The following is a 16,300-nucleotide window of genomic DNA, read 5'->3' as shown; positions in this document are numbered from 1 at the left end:
TGCTCGAAGTGTATGCCGATGCTGAACTATAAGCCGAGTTCTGCACACGGGACTTCTTCTTCAATAGGCGGCTTCACCGCCAGCGGCAGCGCCGGGCTCTCACCAGAGCCGCCTGCTGACAACATCGACCGCTCGCTCACGACCTGAGTCTGGCCACGGGTTCGGTCGGTGCCGAGAACTCACAGGCAAGGACGCACTTTCATGCAGGGCACACACACAGTCGACACCAGCATCCACACCGCTTCCTCCCCGACCCCCGAGGCGCTCATGGAGATCGAGAGGCGCGTGCTCTGGTTGGCGACGTCGATGATCCACCACGCCAACCGGGTCCGTCCGAACCCCACCGGGCTCAAGGTGGGTGGGCATCAGGCATCCTGTGCGTCGATCGCGACCATCATGACCTCGCTGTGGTTCGAGCAACTCCGGCCCGGCGACCGGGTGTCGGTCAAACCCCACGCCTCCCCCGTCCTGCACGGTATCAACTACCTGCTCGGCGAACTGGACGAAAAGTACCTGACCACACTGCGCGAATTCGGCGGACTGCAGTCCTACCCCAGCCGGGCGAAAGACCCCGACCCGGTCGACTATTCGACCGGCTCGGTCGGGATCGGTGCGACCGCCCCGATCTGGGGTGCGATCGCCCGACGCTACGTCGACACCGCCATCGGCGGTGCCGGGACGGGCCGGCAGTACTCCCTGGTCGGTGACGCCGAGCTGGACGAGGGCGCGGTCTGGGAGGCGATCCTCGACCACTCGGTCGCCGAACTCGGCGAGATCGTGTGGATCGTCGACCTGAACCGGCAGTCCCTGGACCGGGTCGTGCCGAACATCGCCGCCGGCCGACTCGAGTCGATGTTCGCCGCCGCCGGATGGCAGGTGATCACCGTCAAGTTCGGGACCCTGCTCGAATCGCTGTTCACCCGCCCCGGCGGAACAGAGCTGCGGACCCGGATCCTGGACATGCCCAACCCCGAATACCAACGGCTACTGCGGTGCAACGCCGAACAGGTGCGGGACCGGTTGCCGGGAGCGGGGGCGGATGCAATGGCCATTGCCGCCCTGATCGCCGGCCTCGACGACGACACCCTCCTCGCGGCGATCCGCAACCTCGGCGGCCACGATCTCGACGCTCTCCGCGCGGCCTACGGGAAGATCGACGACACCCGCCCGACGGTGATCATCGCCTACACCGTCAAGGGCCGCGGGCTGCCCACCCAGGGGCATCCGCAGAATCATTCGTCGTTGCTGACGGTGGAGCAGTACCAACAGCTTGCGGCCGAACTGGGGATGGACCCGGTCAACCCGTGGGCACGATTCGACACCGACAGCACCGCGGGCCGTGTCTGCGCCGCCGTCGCCCAGTGGCTGCAGCGTGACCCTGTCGCACTGGCAACGCCGCCCTCGGTGCCCGCCGACATCGGCCGCACCCCATCGGGCACCTCCACCACCCAGGCCGCGCTGGGCCGGGCGCTACTCGATCTGAGCCGCCAGGCCCCCGACGCCGCGAAACGGGTCATCACGGTCAGCCCCGACGTCTCCTCCACCACGAACCTGGCCGGGTGGCTGAACAAGGTCGGCGTCTGGTCACCCAACGACCGCCGCAACTGGTTCGACGACGACGCCGAAACGATCATGCACTGGCGGGAAAAGCCCACCGGGCAGCACATGGAACTGGGCATCGCCGAAACCAACCTGGTCGGGCTGATGGGGGAACTCGGCGCCACCTGGAGCCGCTGGGGACAGCCCCTCTTTCCGATCGGAGTGATGTACGACCCCTTCGTCGAACGCGCCCTCGAACCCTGGTCCTACGGCATCTACGCCGGCGGACAATCGATCCTGGTCGGCACCCCCTCCGGAGTCACCCTCGCCGCCGAAGGCGGGGCGCACCAGTCGATCAAAACCCCGTCGATCGGCCTCGAACAACCCGGCTGCGTCAGCTACGAACCCGCCTTCGCGATCGAGGTCGAGTGGACCCTGCTCGACAGCATCTCCCGCCTCGGCCGGCCGGACGGCTCCTCATCGTACCTGCGACTGTCGACCCGCCCGGTCGATCAAACGCTCGCCGACGTACCGTCGGATCCGGCGGCCCGGGAACGTCGCCGGCGTCAGGTCGTCGCCGGCGCCTACACCCTCCGGCACGCCGGCAAGGCCGCGGTCACCCTGGTCGGCATGGGGGCGGTGATCACCGAAACCCTCACCGCCGCAGACCGGTTGGCCGAGCAGGGCATCGCCGCGGATGTCGTGTGTGTGACCAGTCCCGGCATGCTGTTCGAGGCGGTGCAGGCCCGCCGCGGCCTCACCGACGGCCCGTCGTGGATCCTCGACCAGGTGTTCCCCGCCGACCGGGCGGCCCCGATGGTGACCGTGCTGGACGGGCACCCGCACACCCTCGCATTCCTGACCGGCATCAACAACGTGGCCGGAGCCGCACTCGGGGTCAGCAAGTTCGGGCAGGTCGGATCCCTCGACGACGTCTACCGCTACCACGGCATCGACACCGAGGCCGTCGTCCGCGCCGCCCTCGACCTCACCGACTGACCCAGAGAGACACCACCAATGACCACCACTGAAATCGGCACCACCGTCGAGTTACCGTCGCTCGGCGAGAACGTCACCGAGGCGACCATCACCCGCTGGCTCAAATCCGTCGGGGACCACGTCGAGGCGGGCGAACCGCTGCTAGAGGTCGCCACCGACAAGGTCGACACCGAGATCCCCTCCCCCGCCGCCGGAATCCTTCTCGAGATCGTCGCGCAGGAAGACGCGGTAGTCGAGGTGGGTGCGGCGATCGCGGTGCTCGGCGAGGAGAACGGCGCCGCCCCGGACACGCCGGTGCCGGTCCCCGTGCCCGCCGCCGTCGCACCCGCCCCGGCACCCCTCCGTGACCGGGTGGAGAAACTGCCGCGGATCCGCCGCACCATCGCCCGACGCATGGTCGAATCCCTGCAGACATCAGCGCAATTGACCACCGTCGTCGAGGTCGACATCACCGCCATTGCTCGCCTGCGGGACAGAGAGAAGGACGAGTTCCACCGGCGCACCGGAGCAAAGCTGTCGTTCCTGCCGTTCTTCGTCGCCGCCGCCGTCGAGGCGCTGGGCGAGCACCCGGTGATCAACTCCTCGCTCGACGCCGACTGCACCGAGGTGACCTACCACGCGGCCGTGCACCTCGGGATGGCCGTCGACAGCGACAAGGGTCTGATGGTTCCCGTCATCCGGGACGCCGGCGAACTGCGCATTCCGCAGCTCGCCGGGGCGATCGCCGCCTCCGCCGACAGTGTGCGGTCGGGGACGATCCGCCCCGACGACCTGGCCGGTGGCACCTTCACCATCACCAACACCGGCAGCCGCGGCGCGCTGTTCGACACCCCGATCATCAACCAGCCCCAGTCGGCGATCCTCGGCATCGGCACTGTCGTCGAACGCGTGGTCCCTACCCGCGGTGATCACGGTGAACTCCACTTCGGTGTCCGGTCGATGGCGTATCTGTCACTGTCCTATGACCACCGCATCGTCGACGGCGCTGACGCGGCGCGCTACCTCACCACTGTCCGCAGACGCCTCGAAGGCGGATTCCTTCCCTCGGAAGTGCAGTGAGCGCGCCCACACGCATCCATCGGTCCGCGTTATCGCCCGGATCGCGCGAGGACCACCGACTCGTCGAGTTCGCCGTACGGTGGGCACCCGTTGCGACTGTCGACGAGTACATCCTCCCGGACTTCGACGAGTACATACTGCCGGAATTCGGTCTGCAACCGCCTCAGTACTACCGCCGACTCCTCAGAATCCTTCAGACTCCACCGTGCCCCAGATTGGAACCGCCGGAACGACAACGCATCATCGCACTCTGCCAGCACAAACTGGACGCGTCCCGATCGGCCGTCCCAAGTTGATATACCAAGTCTCCGAGCTCTACCCGTATCGATCGCCAGGAATCTGAAGCCGCTCGGCAAATCGCCAACTGGCTTCGTGACACCCCACACGAACCATATTGCGACATACCGAAAACGAGGTGACATGTGTCCCGTCCCACCGCAACATTGACCGTGCGGCGAACCGAATGGCTGACACCGCACATGGTCCGGGTCTTCCTGGGTGACCCCGACTTCGATAGCTTCACGCCCAACGACTTCACCGACGCGTACGCCAAGCTCGAATTCGGCACGCCCAAAGAACCGGTGCTGCGCACGTACACCATCCGGTCGGTCGACGCCGCGGCGCGGGAGATCGCCATCGACTTCGTCGTGCACGGTGACGTCGGGTTCGCGGGTCCATGGGCGGCGACCGCGACCGCCGGCGACACCTTGCGATTGCGCGGGCCCGGTGGGGCATTCGCGCCGAATCCCGCCGCTGATTGGTACCTGTTCGCAGGCGACGAGACCGCGATACCGGCGATCTCGGCGTCGGTGGAGGCACTCCCGGAAAACGCCGTCGGGCACGTGTTCGTGGAGGTGGCCGGCCCCGACTACGAGACGATTCTCACGGCCCCCAACGGCGTGACGGTCACCTGGATTCACCGCGGGGACACCGCCGACCGCATCGGGGACGACACGTCCGGCGACAATGCTCCCCTCATCGCCGCGGTGCGCAGTGCCGAATGGCTGCCCGGCGACGCGCACGTCTTCATCCACGGGGAAGCGCAGGCGGTGATGCACAACCTCCGCTCGTACGTCCGCAAGGAACGTGGTGTGCCGGCGGCCGCGGCCTCGATCTCGGGGTACTGGCGTCGGGGCCGCACGGAGGAAAGCTTCCGCGTCTGGAAGTCGGAACTCGCGGCTGCCGAGAGCGCGGCGCACTGATCTCGGTCCCCGAGTGTCAGGAACGAGTCAACGCGACCGCGCCGGACACCGAACGTCGGGAATCGCCATGTGCCAGATCTGGATCCACCGATGTTCTGACAGTCCCGCGTAGGGTCAGGGCCGACAGTGTGCGGTGCCGACACCTCTGACCAGGGCTGTCAGTAGCAATGCGCCGCGGCGGGAACGGGCCGCCGGCGACCACGGACCACCGGAGCACCCCGGCCACGTCCTCGTCGCCCTCGCCCTTCTGGCTGTGCGTCCCCGAGATCCGCACAGGGCACCGCTGGCTCACTGATGCTGTGCCGCGGATACCGGGGCCGCCGAATGCATCAGGCCAGCGTCACACTGTCACGCGACCGGCAGTGCTGCCTGTGCAGCATGGAAGGCCCGCTCGACCTCGGCGGGAATTCGGCCGCGTGAGGACACCAGGTGCCCCTCCCTGATCGCCCACTCACGAATCTCCCTGGACGTCCTGTTCGCCGAAACCCTATTCGTCGCCTTCTTCGCGGCCGCCGGTTTCGCGGCCGCCGGTTTCGCGGCCGCCCTTCTCGCCGGAGCCTTGCTCGCCGCCGACCTCGTCACCGGAGCGGCCGGCGAGGCGGACTTCTTCCCGGCAGCCCTCTTCGCGGAAGGCTTTCTGGCCGAGGCCGTTCTCGTCCGGGCCTTCGCTGCCTGGGCGTCATGGAAGGCGCGCTCGAGTTCGGCGGGAATCCGGCCGCGGGAGGACACCACGTGCCCCTCCCCGATCGCCCACTCGCGAATCTCCCTGGTCGTCTTCTTCGCTGGCGCCGTACTCACCGACGCACTCGCCACCGCAGCCGCCGCCGCTTTCTTCTGTATCGCCGCCTTCTCCACCGGACCGGTGCTCGCCGTCGACCTCTTCACCGGAGCGGTCGCGGATGTCTTCTTCGCAGCTGCCTTCTTCCCTGCCGTCTTCTTCACCGGTTTCGGATTAGCCTGAACCGTCGTCGCCTGCGCGTCATAAAAGGCTTCCTCGATCTCAGCCGAAATCCGGCCACGGGAGGACACCACGTGCCCCTCCCCGATCGCCCACTCACGAATCTCCCTGGTCGTCTTCTTGGTTGGAGCCTTGCTCGCCGCTGCCCTGTTCGTCGAGGCCTTTTCCCCGACTACCTTCTTTACTACCCTTTTCTTCGCAGTCGTAGTCTCCGCGATCGCCTTCTTCGCGGCCGTCTTCTTCACCTTCTTCGGTTCAGTCGGAGCCGTCTTCGCCTGCGCGTCATGGAAGGCTTGCTCGATCTCGGCCGAAATTCTCCCCCGGGACGACACCTCCAAACCCGCCCCGATCGCCCACTGACGAATCTCTTTGGTCGTCGTCTTCGCCGAACCTGCAGAACCCCTCGGTGATACCGCCACGTTGTCTCCCCATGTCGCCAGGCAATCGTCAAACACACAGTAGCGGCATTTCGGCGCTTCCACCGCCGGCCGACGAAACCGCGACCAATCACACGCGGGCCGCACTGATCTACGAAGACCCGTGGCCCTCACCCATTTCGCCCAGCAGGACCACCTCTGCCAACCAGGCCAGGCATTCTTTTCCGTCGTGCGAATAACGAATACGAATGTGGTTGTGCCGCGGTCTGACCATTAACAGTCAACGCGGCGGAATCTTTGCGCGTGCACCGACGTCCCGAGACTGCGATGACGCGAAACGCCTCAACAACGGACATTAGCCTCAAACTTTCGTCTGGCTAGGCTGACCTGCGGATAACCCGTAGGTGGCTGCGTTGTCGGATGAAGGCATGCGGGATCGCCGGCGCTGCATTCGCCGGCTCTCCGTGATTGCTCGTCGATCCGAAGTGAATGCTCAGGCGGTGTGCAATGTGGTCCAGGCGGCGTCAATGAGGTGGTTGTAGGGCCAACCCCTCGGCAGTCGCAGCAATCGTCTCCTGCCGGTGTTGATGATCCGGCCGGCGACAGTCCGCAGGCGCAGCCGTTTTGGTTCCCACCGGCGGACCGGTTCCCGCTCACCCCAGGCAAGAGTCTGGGTCCAGGCCAGTAGTTCGGCTGCGAGGGAAACGATTTCGAGCCAGATCTGATTCTGGGCGAACCCGTGAAACGGCAGGTTCCGCATGCCGGTGTCCTTCAACCCGCGGATACGGTCCTCGGCTCGGGCCCGTTGCCGGTGCCGGACCTCGAGGACGGGCAGGGTCCAGCCGGGACCGTGGGTGTTGGTCGCGAAACACGTGATCCGCCAGCCGTCGGCATCGGTCAACCGCAACTGCGCGCCGGGATGTGGGCGTTCACGTCGGACGATCACCCGCATCCCGGCGGGCCAGTCCTTCGGTCCGGGCCTGGTGGCCCGGGTCGGTTCCGGCATCCACGCGGTCAGCTCCGCCACCTGGGCGCCGTCACGAGGTTCACCGTCACCGTCGACCGCCGCCCGCCACGCCTGAACAGGGATTGCCTCGATCGCCGCCTTCACCGTCTCGTGCGCGGGGAACCCGATCGAATACTCAAGACCGAGGTCGGTGATGTGATGCAGGAACGCCTTGGAGCACCCACCGGAATCGGTACGTACCAGCACCTGCCCACGCTCCGATGCAGGCAGCTGATCGAGAGCGTGGTCGAGGGCGGTGATGTGGTCCTCCTTGTCGAACGGGGAAGCCTTGCCCGGCCGCAGATCCAGGACCAGCGGTTCGCCGGTGCCATGTTCGCCGTGGTCGACGAACACGCACATCGGCGAGAACCCGAACGTGCGCTTGTAGGTCGGCTCGGCGAGTTCCTTGTCCGAGTGCGCGGTCACCAATGTCGAGTCCAGATCGACGATCACCTGACCACCGTCACGGTTGCCCGCGGTGCCGGCCAGTGGTCGGCGGCGATCCCACGCCGCCGCCCGAGCCGATGCACGAGCAGCCCGGATCGCGGGCAGCACCGTCTCGAATTCTGCGGCAAGACCGGTGACCAGTCGGGACACCGTCGGATCGGAGGCAACCGACCCGAACAGTTCCGGTTGGGCGCGCACCACCGCGAGGTCGGCGGCGCAGTCACCACCGAGCGCGACTGCCATGGCCAGGTCGATCAGCACCTTGCCCGGGTCATGACGTGATCGCGGTGGCCGCCACGGCGTCAACGCCGTCGACAGTGCCCGATCGACGCCAGAGACCCGGACCGTCTCGCGCAACAGCAGTGCCCCGGACGAGGAGATCAACGACTCACGCCGAGGATCGAGAACCAGAGCTGGGTACGGGTTAGGCTTCACCTGCGGAGTGCCTCTCTCGATGACGGATACTTGACCTTCGACAAGCCAAGAATCCACCACCGGACAGGCACTTCCGTGCTTTACACGCCGGGTTCAGCCCGCATGAGAAGAAATCTCCAGGTTAGCGGGCAGGTGTTCGAGCCCACCTTCACAACCGCGAGGAGCCCGAGAGCGTCCCCACACCAGGGACCTCACTCTCCCAACGGATCTCTGATCCCATTACCAGGCATGGATACTGCGCCATGGCACGGGCCGCGAGTCCAACGGTGCGGGTCCGCCTTTGGGGCCCGGGCTACGGAAGCCGGGCGCTGCCCGCCCCCACGTATTTCAGGTGGTGGACCTCGTCGAGGACCTTGACCACGTCGTCGAAGGTGCCCGGGTCGGTCAGCACGTCGTGGGACTCGGCGATGGTGAGTGCGGCCGAGTCGAGGGTTCCGCGGTCCAGCAGCATCAGGGCGAGTTCGGCGGGGTTGTTGCGGCAGCGGTAGATCACCCCATCGGTGTACGGGTCGGCGCCCAGGATCTGATGGCAGGTGGTGCGGGACCAGGTGTAGGCGCCACGGTCACAGCCGACCAGGGTCCCGGACAGGTTCAGCGATCGCAGGTCACCGTCCAGCAGTGAAGCCACGGTGACGTCGCGGCCGAGGACCATCCGGGTGTACGTCTTGCCCGCGAGCCGTGTGCGGCGCACGATCCCCGACCGGGGAATGGGGATATCGCGCAGGATGCCTTCCGCGACGGCACCGGAGAGGGACAAAGCGACGTACAGGTATCCGCCGTGGGAGTCGTCGATCGGCTCGAACCGCCCCTGCAACGGGTCACCGAGCGTCCGGATACCTGTGGCATTGAACGAGTTCGGCGGGTACGAAGAGCCAGTACCGGAGATCCGGTGCAATGTGGTGCCCGCCGGGATCAGCCTGGTCCGCGGGGGCCGGCCGTTGTAACGTTCACTGCTCACCGGTGTCAGTCCATGCCCATCTGCTCGGCCGCCACCATCAGCTCCACCTCGGCCTCCGTCAGCGCGTGCGCGGTCAGGCGGTCCACCGGCCGCTGGTCCCCGATCAGGGGGTTCTCGGTGAACCACCAGTCCAGGGTCCCCCACGGGTCCAGGTCACATTCCATCAGCCGATTCGCGTGCTCGGCGACCGGGCGGATCTGTTTGCGCTCGCGGTCGAACTGGAACAGCGGATACCGGTACTGGTTGCCGACCCTCAGCCCGAGGAGTTGATGACTCTTCCGCTTGGCGTTGGCCAGGGCCCGATTCACATTCCCCGACGGGGAGAGGATCTCCGAGACCTCCGTCGAGGAGATCGTGTCGCCCGACAGCGACAGTGGGGACGCGTAGGTGAGGTTGCCGGTCGCGGTCTCCAATTCCACCGGGTCACGTCCATGGGAATCGGTGCCCGCTGTGACGGTCGGGGCCGGATCGGCGACACCGCGTGCGGACCGCGATGCCCGATCACCACCTCCGCCCTCCGTGAGGGCGGCGCGGGTGGTACGGGGCAGCCGCTGCAACTGGATGGTGACCACGTCGGTGTCGCTGGTGTCGAACAACGCCCGCATCACCACCCCGCCGGTATCGGCGAGATCGGCCGCGTCCAATGCGGTGCGGAACGCATCGGTGAGCCACGACAGCGCCAGCCCCGTCGCACGGAGATCGAACCGAAGCTCGAAGTCGACCTCGATGCCGCCGGCCGGCCGCCGCGACACACCCTCGAACGACGACACCACACGCGTGATCTCCCGCTGCCACTCCTGCGCACTCCTCGGGTGCTTCCGAACCTGCATCCCGCCCGCCCGGCCACCGGCGATCCGCGGGGCAACCATGACGGGGGTGCCACCACGAACACCCGCGGACGAAACATGCACGGAACGACCAGCGGCGACACCGGCGCGGCCGGGCCACCCGCCCGCGGCCTTGGACACCACCCGACCGGTCGACGCGCCCCGATTCACGATCCGATCACGCTTGCGAACTGCATCGACGCCTTCGTCCGTCATGACCCGCTCCAACCCGACAACTACGTTTCTTACGATATAGACAAGTGTAAGTATCGTAAGGCGATGTGTCCAGATGTGCGCCCCGCGAGGGCCCGACCGGGCCATACGCAACCACGCCCTTAGTTCCCCAGCTGATCACAGCGGAGTTCCGGAGGCGAAGTCACTGCTCGATGAGGAAGGTCGTGACGACCGTGCACCGCGCATCACCGTGCAACCCGGCGCCTGCCCAGAACTGCATTCCCGCAGAACCGGGTGACCGATCAACGATCGTCCGATAGGACCCGCCCGTGAACCACGAACCTCCCGACCGGCATCCCGTACCGACCACCGCGGTCAAGCAACCGAACATCGCCGTCGCATCGAGATCGATGTGGTCACAACAGTCACTCGCCGGGATAGATTGCTTCGACGTCGAAAACTCAAGCGCCGCAGAGGGAAATCCCGCCACAGTCGGAGACACGCTCACGCCCGCCCGGCGCGCACAGCCGCCACATGGACGTGCCGCTCCGTCGAATCTGCAGCAACGGCCATGCCTTTCACCGCCGCCGGGAACGAGCAGACCCTTCTGACGTGGGGTGTCGGCCTACTCAGCAAGTCCGAGGACCCGAACCGGTGGGGTCAACAGCACCTCCCATGTCACGGGAACCTCGTAGTCCGGGCTCTTCTGTGACCAGTAACAATGTGCTAGGTGCGAGGTCATGAGCGCAGAGACATGCGTGCGCAGGAGTTCCATATTCACTCGGAATCCGTCATGTTCCGTCTCCAGTCGCCATATCTTGGCGGTTCCCGTCGGATCGAAAGCCGTGCGGAAAGCCCGGGCCTCGTCCAGGCTGTCCACTGCGAAGACCGATTGAAATCGAGAGGGTGCAGTCGGAAAATGCGCGCGCCGCACATTCTCCCAGGCCAACTCGATCACATGATCAGTGACCTGAAAACGAGCGTCTGCACTGACGAAGTTGTTCGCACCGTGGGCGGCAACTCCGTCGGGGAACAGTACGTCCAGGTGCCTTTGAAGCACGGCCGGGGTGACGTCGTCGTACCGGGTCAGACCGAGTGTTTGCCCCTCGTGGAGGGTTCCTCTTCGATCGACTGTGTAGAAGCGCGGCATCCCAGCAGCCTCTCGTGTCGAGAGGAGTTCTCGCAATCCGCGTCACACCGCCTGTACATCTGTGCTCGGGCGCCGGAATGACCCAGTTCGACCAGCACTCGCTCGGCATCACGTCGGATCGCACGGCGGCCGTTCACGACCGTTCAGCTGACCGAGCACCTGATCGACCGCGGTGGTCGGGATACCGAAGGTGTCGCCCTCCGACACCTTCGATGCGTTCGCGGACGTCGGCGAGCACAGCGAGTTCACGCTCGAGGTCTGCCACGGTTCGGTCGCTCACCGTCTCATCCTGCCGTCAAGCGAGTGCTCATCCCCCATCGTGCGCTCGGTAGCGTCGAGGACGACACTGACGGTGCCGCCACCGTGCCCCACGCACCCTCCAAGGGACATGCCATCCCCGCAGTTCGAGACGCCGCTGTCGGACCGGTCGACGGTCGGGGAATCGCCGCCACCCAGCAACTGGGCCGGCCCGACCCGCACGCCAGGGCACCTCACCGGATTCCGGGCGCACAAGATTCCGGGCGCACAATCGAAAGAGAAGGACGTGAAATCCAACTGGGGGGGTGAGCCATGCGACCGCAACCGCGCGCACCGGTACCCACACCGATCCGGTGGTGGCGACTGCGCCCGTGCAACCGCAACCACCTGATGCGGTCCAGCGACCGCGTCGAGGCCCTCCTCGTGTTGGTCGCCGCGACCCTGGTGCTGCTGGCGATCCCCTTCGCCGCCGCATACGGAACCGCGACCCACACCCGACTCGAACACCAAACCCAAGCCCTGCGGGCGAGCACACAGCAGGTGCCGGCCGTGCTGCTCGAGGACACCCACCCCACACCCGACACCAGCGCAGGCACCCTCCGCACCGCCGGCGCCCAGAACACCGCCCGAGCCCGCTGGTCCACACCCCAAGGGCAGCACACCGCCGCCGTGCCCACCGACACCCCACGAAAGCCGGGCAGCCGGTCACCATCAGCATCGACGCCGACGGCAACCCCAGCGGCCCGATTTCGAACAGCGGGGAGAACACGATCGTCGCCGCGGCCGCCGCACTCGGAATCTGGGCCCTCGCCGCCGGCACCGTCCTACTCCCCACCGCCCTCACCCGCACACTGCTGCACCGAAACCGGATGCGGCGCTGGGCACACGAATGGAAACAACTCGACACCCCACCCCTATAACCCGCGGCCTCCGTGCCGGGAGATCGCGTGCCGTGCCCACGAGCGCACCGGCCGGAACGACCCCGCTCCTCGTCATCGCGTCACAGCGGAGCCGAAAAGCAGAGGCGGGAGCCGTACCGCACGAACTCCCCCTCACAGCCCTGCAGCGAGGGGGGCGGGTGCGATGTCACCAACGGCGGCGAACACCACACACCCGTCGCCGGCCGCCACCGCCCACCGCCGCCCGGAGCGCGGGCTTACACCGAAAACGGTGCACTCCTCCGACGCCCCCTTCCGACCCGAGGACCACCCTCGCCGATCCGCCGGCACGACGGCCCGACCAGGGCCCTCCACGAGCGTGTCGAGGGCTCGGCGATGAACGCGGTGGGGCGGACGGGGCTCGACCCCTCGACCAACCAAGGATGAGTCCACAGCTCTCACCGACCGAGCTACCGACCCATCACCACACAACCCCGCTATAACGCGCGTAAACGATGTTGCCGGCCACCTCACTGGCCCGATCCCCGGCCGTGCCGCGGACCGACGTCATTCCCGGCCGACAAGCTGCCGCACCCCACCGTCCTCATCGACCGCATACAGCGCCATCCCCAACAGATCCAGAATCCGCTGCGGTGCCCGCACCGCCGCCTCCACCGACCCCGGCTCGTCCCGAACGACCAACGCGAAAGACACCGCCTGATCCGCCTCGCTCGGCATCCGCCGAACGAGCTGCCCGATCGCGGTATCGACGTCCAACCCCGGCGCGGTGGACGCCGCCTTGACCTCGACGTAGAGCCGGTGACCGTCCCTCTCTGCCACGATGTCGACGACATCCACCTCGGCATGGACCGTCCACCCCTGAGACGACAACCACCCCACAAAAGCCCGGGCCACGCGAGCCTCGTCACCTCTCATACCGACACCGTAAGCCAGAACGTCGATACGGACGGTATCGCGGAAAACCTGGACCGCCTGTGCACGCTCGTCCGGCACCGGCCGCGTCCTTACGCGAGCACGCCCGCACAGCAACCATGCCGTGAGTGGGATGCTCAGAAGCCACGACCCCTCCCAATCCGATCTCGCTCAGGTAATCCACGAGCTGCCAACGACGTTCGCGCACACCGAAACGTCCGCGCCGCCCACAACCGCGGCCGAGGAAACCAGCTGTGACCCTCCCGTGCCAGGACGGGCCGGCACCACCAGGGCTGAGGCCGGCCGGGTCTGCTGACACCGCATCGGCGCGGCCCCACCCCACAACCGTCCCGCGACGAACTCGTACGCATCCGGAAAACCCACCACCGGCATCCCTTCCACCGCCCCGTGGACCGGCTGGCCGCCTGCACCTGCTCCTCACGGCGTTCGCCCTCCTGATGATCGTCCTCACCGCCGGTGCCGCGATAAGTGTCTACAACACCGAAAGTGCACGCGCGGCCGACAAGCAGGCCCGCACCCACCCGGTGACCGCCACCATCACCCTCGACACCGACACCGGCACCGGCACCGGCGCCCCCGCACGACCGGCCGGCCGCCTCGACTCGCGCACCAACCCCTGGCCCCGAAGCCGCGACCTGGCAATGGGCCGGCGACGACACCCGGACCGACACCATCGACATACCGGCGGGCCTACACCCACACCCAGACCGAGATCCTCCTCGACTCCTCCGGCAACTGGGCCGGCCCGAAGATCACCGGCACCGACATCGCCGCCACACTTCCGGCGCCCTCACCCTGGCCACCGCCCTGGCCACCGCCCTGGCCACCGCCCTGCACACCTGGTGCGCCCGCATACTCGACCGGCACCGCCAACGCTACTGGGACGAAGCCCTGCACCGCCTGTTCGCCACCCACGGGAAGTAGACCGTCCCCATCCCGAACCCCGGACCCGGACCCGGACCCGGACCCGGACCCGGACCCGGACCCGGACCGATCATGGAGACCGGCGAACCGACAACGGGAACACGGCACGGCACCGAAATGTGATCGCAGTTACTTTCCAGCGATTCCCGTTCACCGCCGCGGCCGGTGTCGTTACCGTAGACAGCACACCCTGCACCCGCCCGTTCCAGGCGACATAGGGGTGGAGCATTCGGGGTTACTCCCGGTCACCGATGTCGAGCCCAGGCATCAACGCACCCATCCGACCACTGCTGTGGACGCGGCGGCGCACCGAATTACAGTCCCGGATCCGGACTGTCGTTCTCGCCGGCGACCACGTCCGCAGGCCGCGCGAGTGTGCACGCGATGTGTCGAGGGGTCATGCCGCACAGCACTTTCGCAGCCTACAGCATGCGGGGTGCGTAACCCGTTCATTCCCTGCGCTTTCCAGGAGGACCCACCAACCCAGGCCGCCCATGTCATCGATGTGCCCCGCTGCCACCGGCGACCACCCCACCCGCCAGCCGCCCCGACCAGTGGGCCCGCACCTGACGGGCAGAGCGCCCCCGTTCGACTGCCGAAAGCGACCCCACCCCTCCATGCTCGACCACTCACATCACCGGACCGACCAGGACTGGCAGCACCGCGCCTCCTGCCGCGGCACCGACACCGACCTGTTCTTCTCCCCCGACGGAGAACGCCGCAGCGTCCGCGCCCGACGCGAGCACGCCGCCAAACAGATCTGCCACTACTGCCCCGTCCTCACCGACTGCCGCACCCACGCCCTCACCACCACCGAGACCTACGGCATCTGGGGCGGTCTTTCCGAAACCGAACGCGCCCGCCACACCCGACGAACCCGGCACACGACGGCCCGGCCCGCACGCGGGTGGGAGCGGCGGACCCCTTAACATGGCGGGTCCGAACACCCAGAACACAAGGACGACATAGCCATGGCCACCGACTACGACACCCCCAGAGTCACCGAAACCGACGAGACCTCCGATACGTCTTTCGAACAGCTCACCGCCAGCCGGAAAGACACCCAGTCCCCGGCCGTGGACGTCGAGGACACGGACACCGCCGAATCCTTCGAACTACCCGGCGCCGACCTGTCCGGCGAAGAACTCACCGTCCGAGTCCTCCCCAAGCAGGCGGACGAATTCACCTGCACCAGTTGCTTCCTGGTCCATCACCGCAGCCGGCTCGCCGACCCCGCGCAGCTGATCTGCCGCGACTGCAGCTGACCGAACACCCGGGCCCCGCCAAGTATCCCGGGTACCTCGGACGCCTCCGGCTCCGCACGGGGACGCCCGCCATCCCGACATCCCGGGGGTGGACCCGTTCGCGGGCTGCGCGATCCGCCGGTTACTCTCCCCGGTGCCGGCCCGGTGTCCGCGCGGCCGAATCCTGGTTCGGATTCGGATTCGGGTTCGGGTTCGGGTTCGGGTGGGGGAAGCTCGGATCGATGGTCAGGTCTTCCGTGTCGGCGAAGACCAGCCGCCCGTCGTCGAGCGCGACCGCCCACCGATGCACCGGCGCCCACTCGTGCCCACCACCGCCCGGGTCGGTCACCGCCGCATAATCCTCGACCACCTCACCGGTGAGATCGGCCCCGGAGCTCCTGCGGACCAGCACCCGGACACCGACCGTCAACTCCGGGCCATCGACCGGCCGGTTGCCGCTGTTTCGGGCCATGTTGATGCACCTCTTCGCTCGGCGACACTCCCGAGATCGAGCATAAGCACCGACCGGCCCGATACGCGACCCGACCTGCACGAACACCATCCGCGATCGGACCGCACCGACGCAGTCAGCTGCCATGGTGCCGTCGGCGCCCGCCCAGATGCAGGAACCCGACCTCAGTAGCGCGACAGAAGCGTGCAAACTCCCCTTCCCCGTGCTTGCCATTGTCGTGAACGGTCTTCTCCTAGATGAATTTTCGTCACTCGCGGCCAACCGGACTATGGATTTCCTTCGAATCCTCTACGCTGACGGCTTCTTGCTTTGCGGCTTCTTCTCGGGCGCTGCGCACAATCACTTCACCCCGACGGCTGCCGGGCATCGCGACCGCGACACCAGCGGTGACCGCCCCTGTGCGCCTCGACACCGTTCCGTGGACTTCGGTGCTTGGTGT

The 16,300-nt window shown here is 67.1% G+C and carries 14 protein-coding genes; 5 read left to right on the top strand and 9 right to left on the bottom strand.

Translation table 11 applies throughout. The features are described from left to right. The first annotated feature begins 201 nt into the window (after window positions 1-201). The 3 genes from P3H15_RS32020 (at window position 202) to P3H15_RS32010 (ending at window position 4,799) form a co-directional block, all read left to right on the top strand. Window positions 202-2,538, top strand: coding sequence for a pyruvate dehydrogenase (locus tag P3H15_RS32020; protein ID WP_276140893.1), 2,337 nt, complete (start codon window positions 202-204; stop codon window positions 2,536-2,538). 18 nt (window positions 2,539-2,556) lie between these two features. Continuing rightward, the gene (locus P3H15_RS32015) at window positions 2,557-3,597 is read left to right on the top strand and encodes a 2-oxo acid dehydrogenase subunit E2 (RefSeq protein ID WP_276140892.1); all 1,041 of its coding nucleotides are present in this window, start codon (window positions 2,557-2,559) and stop codon (window positions 3,595-3,597) included. A 422-nt stretch (window positions 3,598-4,019) separates the two neighbouring features. Further along, a complete protein-coding gene (locus P3H15_RS32010) occupies window positions 4,020-4,799 on the top strand; it encodes a siderophore-interacting protein (protein WP_276140891.1) in 780 nt (259 codons plus the stop codon). Between the two features lie 348 nt (window positions 4,800-5,147). Here the strand turns inward: P3H15_RS32010 and P3H15_RS32005 are convergent, their stop codons facing one another. The 8 genes from P3H15_RS32005 to P3H15_RS31965 all read right to left on the bottom strand — a co-directional run bounded on the left by P3H15_RS32005 (window position 5,148) and on the right by P3H15_RS31965 (window position 14,136). Next, window positions 5,148-6,176, bottom strand: coding sequence for a histone-like nucleoid-structuring protein Lsr2 (locus P3H15_RS32005; protein ID WP_276140890.1), 1,029 nt, complete (start codon window positions 6,174-6,176; stop codon window positions 5,148-5,150). A gap of 451 nt (window positions 6,177-6,627) precedes the next feature. Beyond that, window positions 6,628-8,022, bottom strand: coding sequence for an IS1380 family transposase (locus tag P3H15_RS32000; RefSeq protein WP_276140889.1), 1,395 nt, complete (start codon window positions 8,020-8,022; stop codon window positions 6,628-6,630). A gap of 292 nt (window positions 8,023-8,314) precedes the next feature. Then, complete coding sequence (locus tag P3H15_RS31995; RefSeq protein WP_276140888.1) at window positions 8,315-8,980, bottom strand: RES family NAD+ phosphorylase; 666 nt, start codon at window positions 8,978-8,980, stop codon at window positions 8,315-8,317. Window positions 8,981-8,985: 5 nt separating this feature from the next. Continuing rightward, window positions 8,986-10,023, bottom strand: coding sequence for a hypothetical protein (locus P3H15_RS31990; protein ID WP_276140887.1), 1,038 nt, complete (start codon window positions 10,021-10,023; stop codon window positions 8,986-8,988). A 583-nt stretch (window positions 10,024-10,606) separates the two neighbouring features. Beyond that, the gene (locus P3H15_RS31985) at window positions 10,607-11,131 is read right to left on the bottom strand and encodes a DUF2441 domain-containing protein (protein WP_276140886.1); all 525 of its coding nucleotides are present in this window, start codon (window positions 11,129-11,131) and stop codon (window positions 10,607-10,609) included. 108 nt (window positions 11,132-11,239) lie between these two features. Beyond that, window positions 11,240-11,380: a hypothetical protein gene (locus P3H15_RS31980; RefSeq protein WP_276140914.1), complete on the bottom strand. Its 141-nt coding sequence runs from the start codon at window positions 11,378-11,380 to the stop codon at window positions 11,240-11,242. Between the two features lie 1,454 nt (window positions 11,381-12,834). After that, window positions 12,835-13,203 (bottom strand): hypothetical protein, encoded by a 369-nt coding sequence (locus tag P3H15_RS31970; RefSeq protein ID WP_276140885.1) that lies wholly within the window; start codon window positions 13,201-13,203, stop codon window positions 12,835-12,837. 708 nt (window positions 13,204-13,911) lie between these two features. Continuing rightward, window positions 13,912-14,136, bottom strand: a complete 225-nt coding sequence (locus P3H15_RS31965; protein ID WP_276140884.1) for a hypothetical protein — start codon at window positions 14,134-14,136, stop codon at window positions 13,912-13,914. 626 nt (window positions 14,137-14,762) lie between these two features. On the opposite strand from P3H15_RS31965, the gene P3H15_RS31960 reads away from it, so the two are divergent. Both P3H15_RS31960 and P3H15_RS31955 read left to right on the top strand, forming a co-directional pair. Next, the gene (locus P3H15_RS31960) at window positions 14,763-15,074 is read left to right on the top strand and encodes a WhiB family transcriptional regulator (protein WP_276140883.1); all 312 of its coding nucleotides are present in this window, start codon (window positions 14,763-14,765) and stop codon (window positions 15,072-15,074) included. A gap of 42 nt (window positions 15,075-15,116) precedes the next feature. Further along, window positions 15,117-15,410 carry a DUF4193 domain-containing protein gene (locus P3H15_RS31955; RefSeq protein ID WP_276140882.1) on the top strand — a complete coding sequence of 98 codons (294 nt, stop codon included), beginning with the start codon at window positions 15,117-15,119 and terminating at the stop codon, window positions 15,408-15,410. 121 nt (window positions 15,411-15,531) lie between these two features. Here P3H15_RS31955 and P3H15_RS31950 read toward each other — a convergent pair whose 3' ends face one another. Then, window positions 15,532-15,861 carry a hypothetical protein gene (locus tag P3H15_RS31950; protein ID WP_276140881.1) on the bottom strand — a complete coding sequence of 110 codons (330 nt, stop codon included), beginning with the start codon at window positions 15,859-15,861 and terminating at the stop codon, window positions 15,532-15,534. Window positions 15,862-16,300 lie beyond the last annotated feature (439 nt).

This window comes from Rhodococcus sp. T2V, assembly GCF_029269925.1.
GTDB lineage: Bacteria > Actinomycetota > Actinomycetes > Mycobacteriales > Mycobacteriaceae > Rhodococcus_F > Rhodococcus_F koreensis.
Note: the sequence above shows the minus strand (reverse complement) of the source record. Positions and strands in the feature narration are given on the sequence as shown.

Coding starts and splice junctions, on each gene's coding strand:
- P3H15_RS32020 (WP_276140893.1), top strand. CDS start 202: ATGCAGGGCACACACACAGTCGACACCAGCATCCACACCGCTTCCTCC.
- P3H15_RS32015 (WP_276140892.1), top strand. CDS start 2,557: ATGACCACCACTGAAATCGGCACCACCGTCGAGTTACCGTCGCTCGGC.
- P3H15_RS31990 (WP_276140887.1), bottom strand. CDS start 10,023: ATGACGGACGAAGGCGTCGATGCAGTTCGCAAGCGTGATCGGATCGTG.
- P3H15_RS31985 (WP_276140886.1), bottom strand. CDS start 11,131: ATGCCGCGCTTCTACACAGTCGATCGAAGAGGAACCCTCCACGAGGGG.
- P3H15_RS31970 (WP_276140885.1), bottom strand. CDS start 13,203: ATGAGAGGTGACGAGGCTCGCGTGGCCCGGGCTTTTGTGGGGTGGTTG.
- P3H15_RS31960 (WP_276140883.1), top strand. CDS start 14,763: ATGCTCGACCACTCACATCACCGGACCGACCAGGACTGGCAGCACCGC.
- P3H15_RS31955 (WP_276140882.1), top strand. CDS start 15,117: ATGGCCACCGACTACGACACCCCCAGAGTCACCGAAACCGACGAGACC.
- P3H15_RS31950 (WP_276140881.1), bottom strand. CDS start 15,861: ATGGCCCGAAACAGCGGCAACCGGCCGGTCGATGGCCCGGAGTTGACG.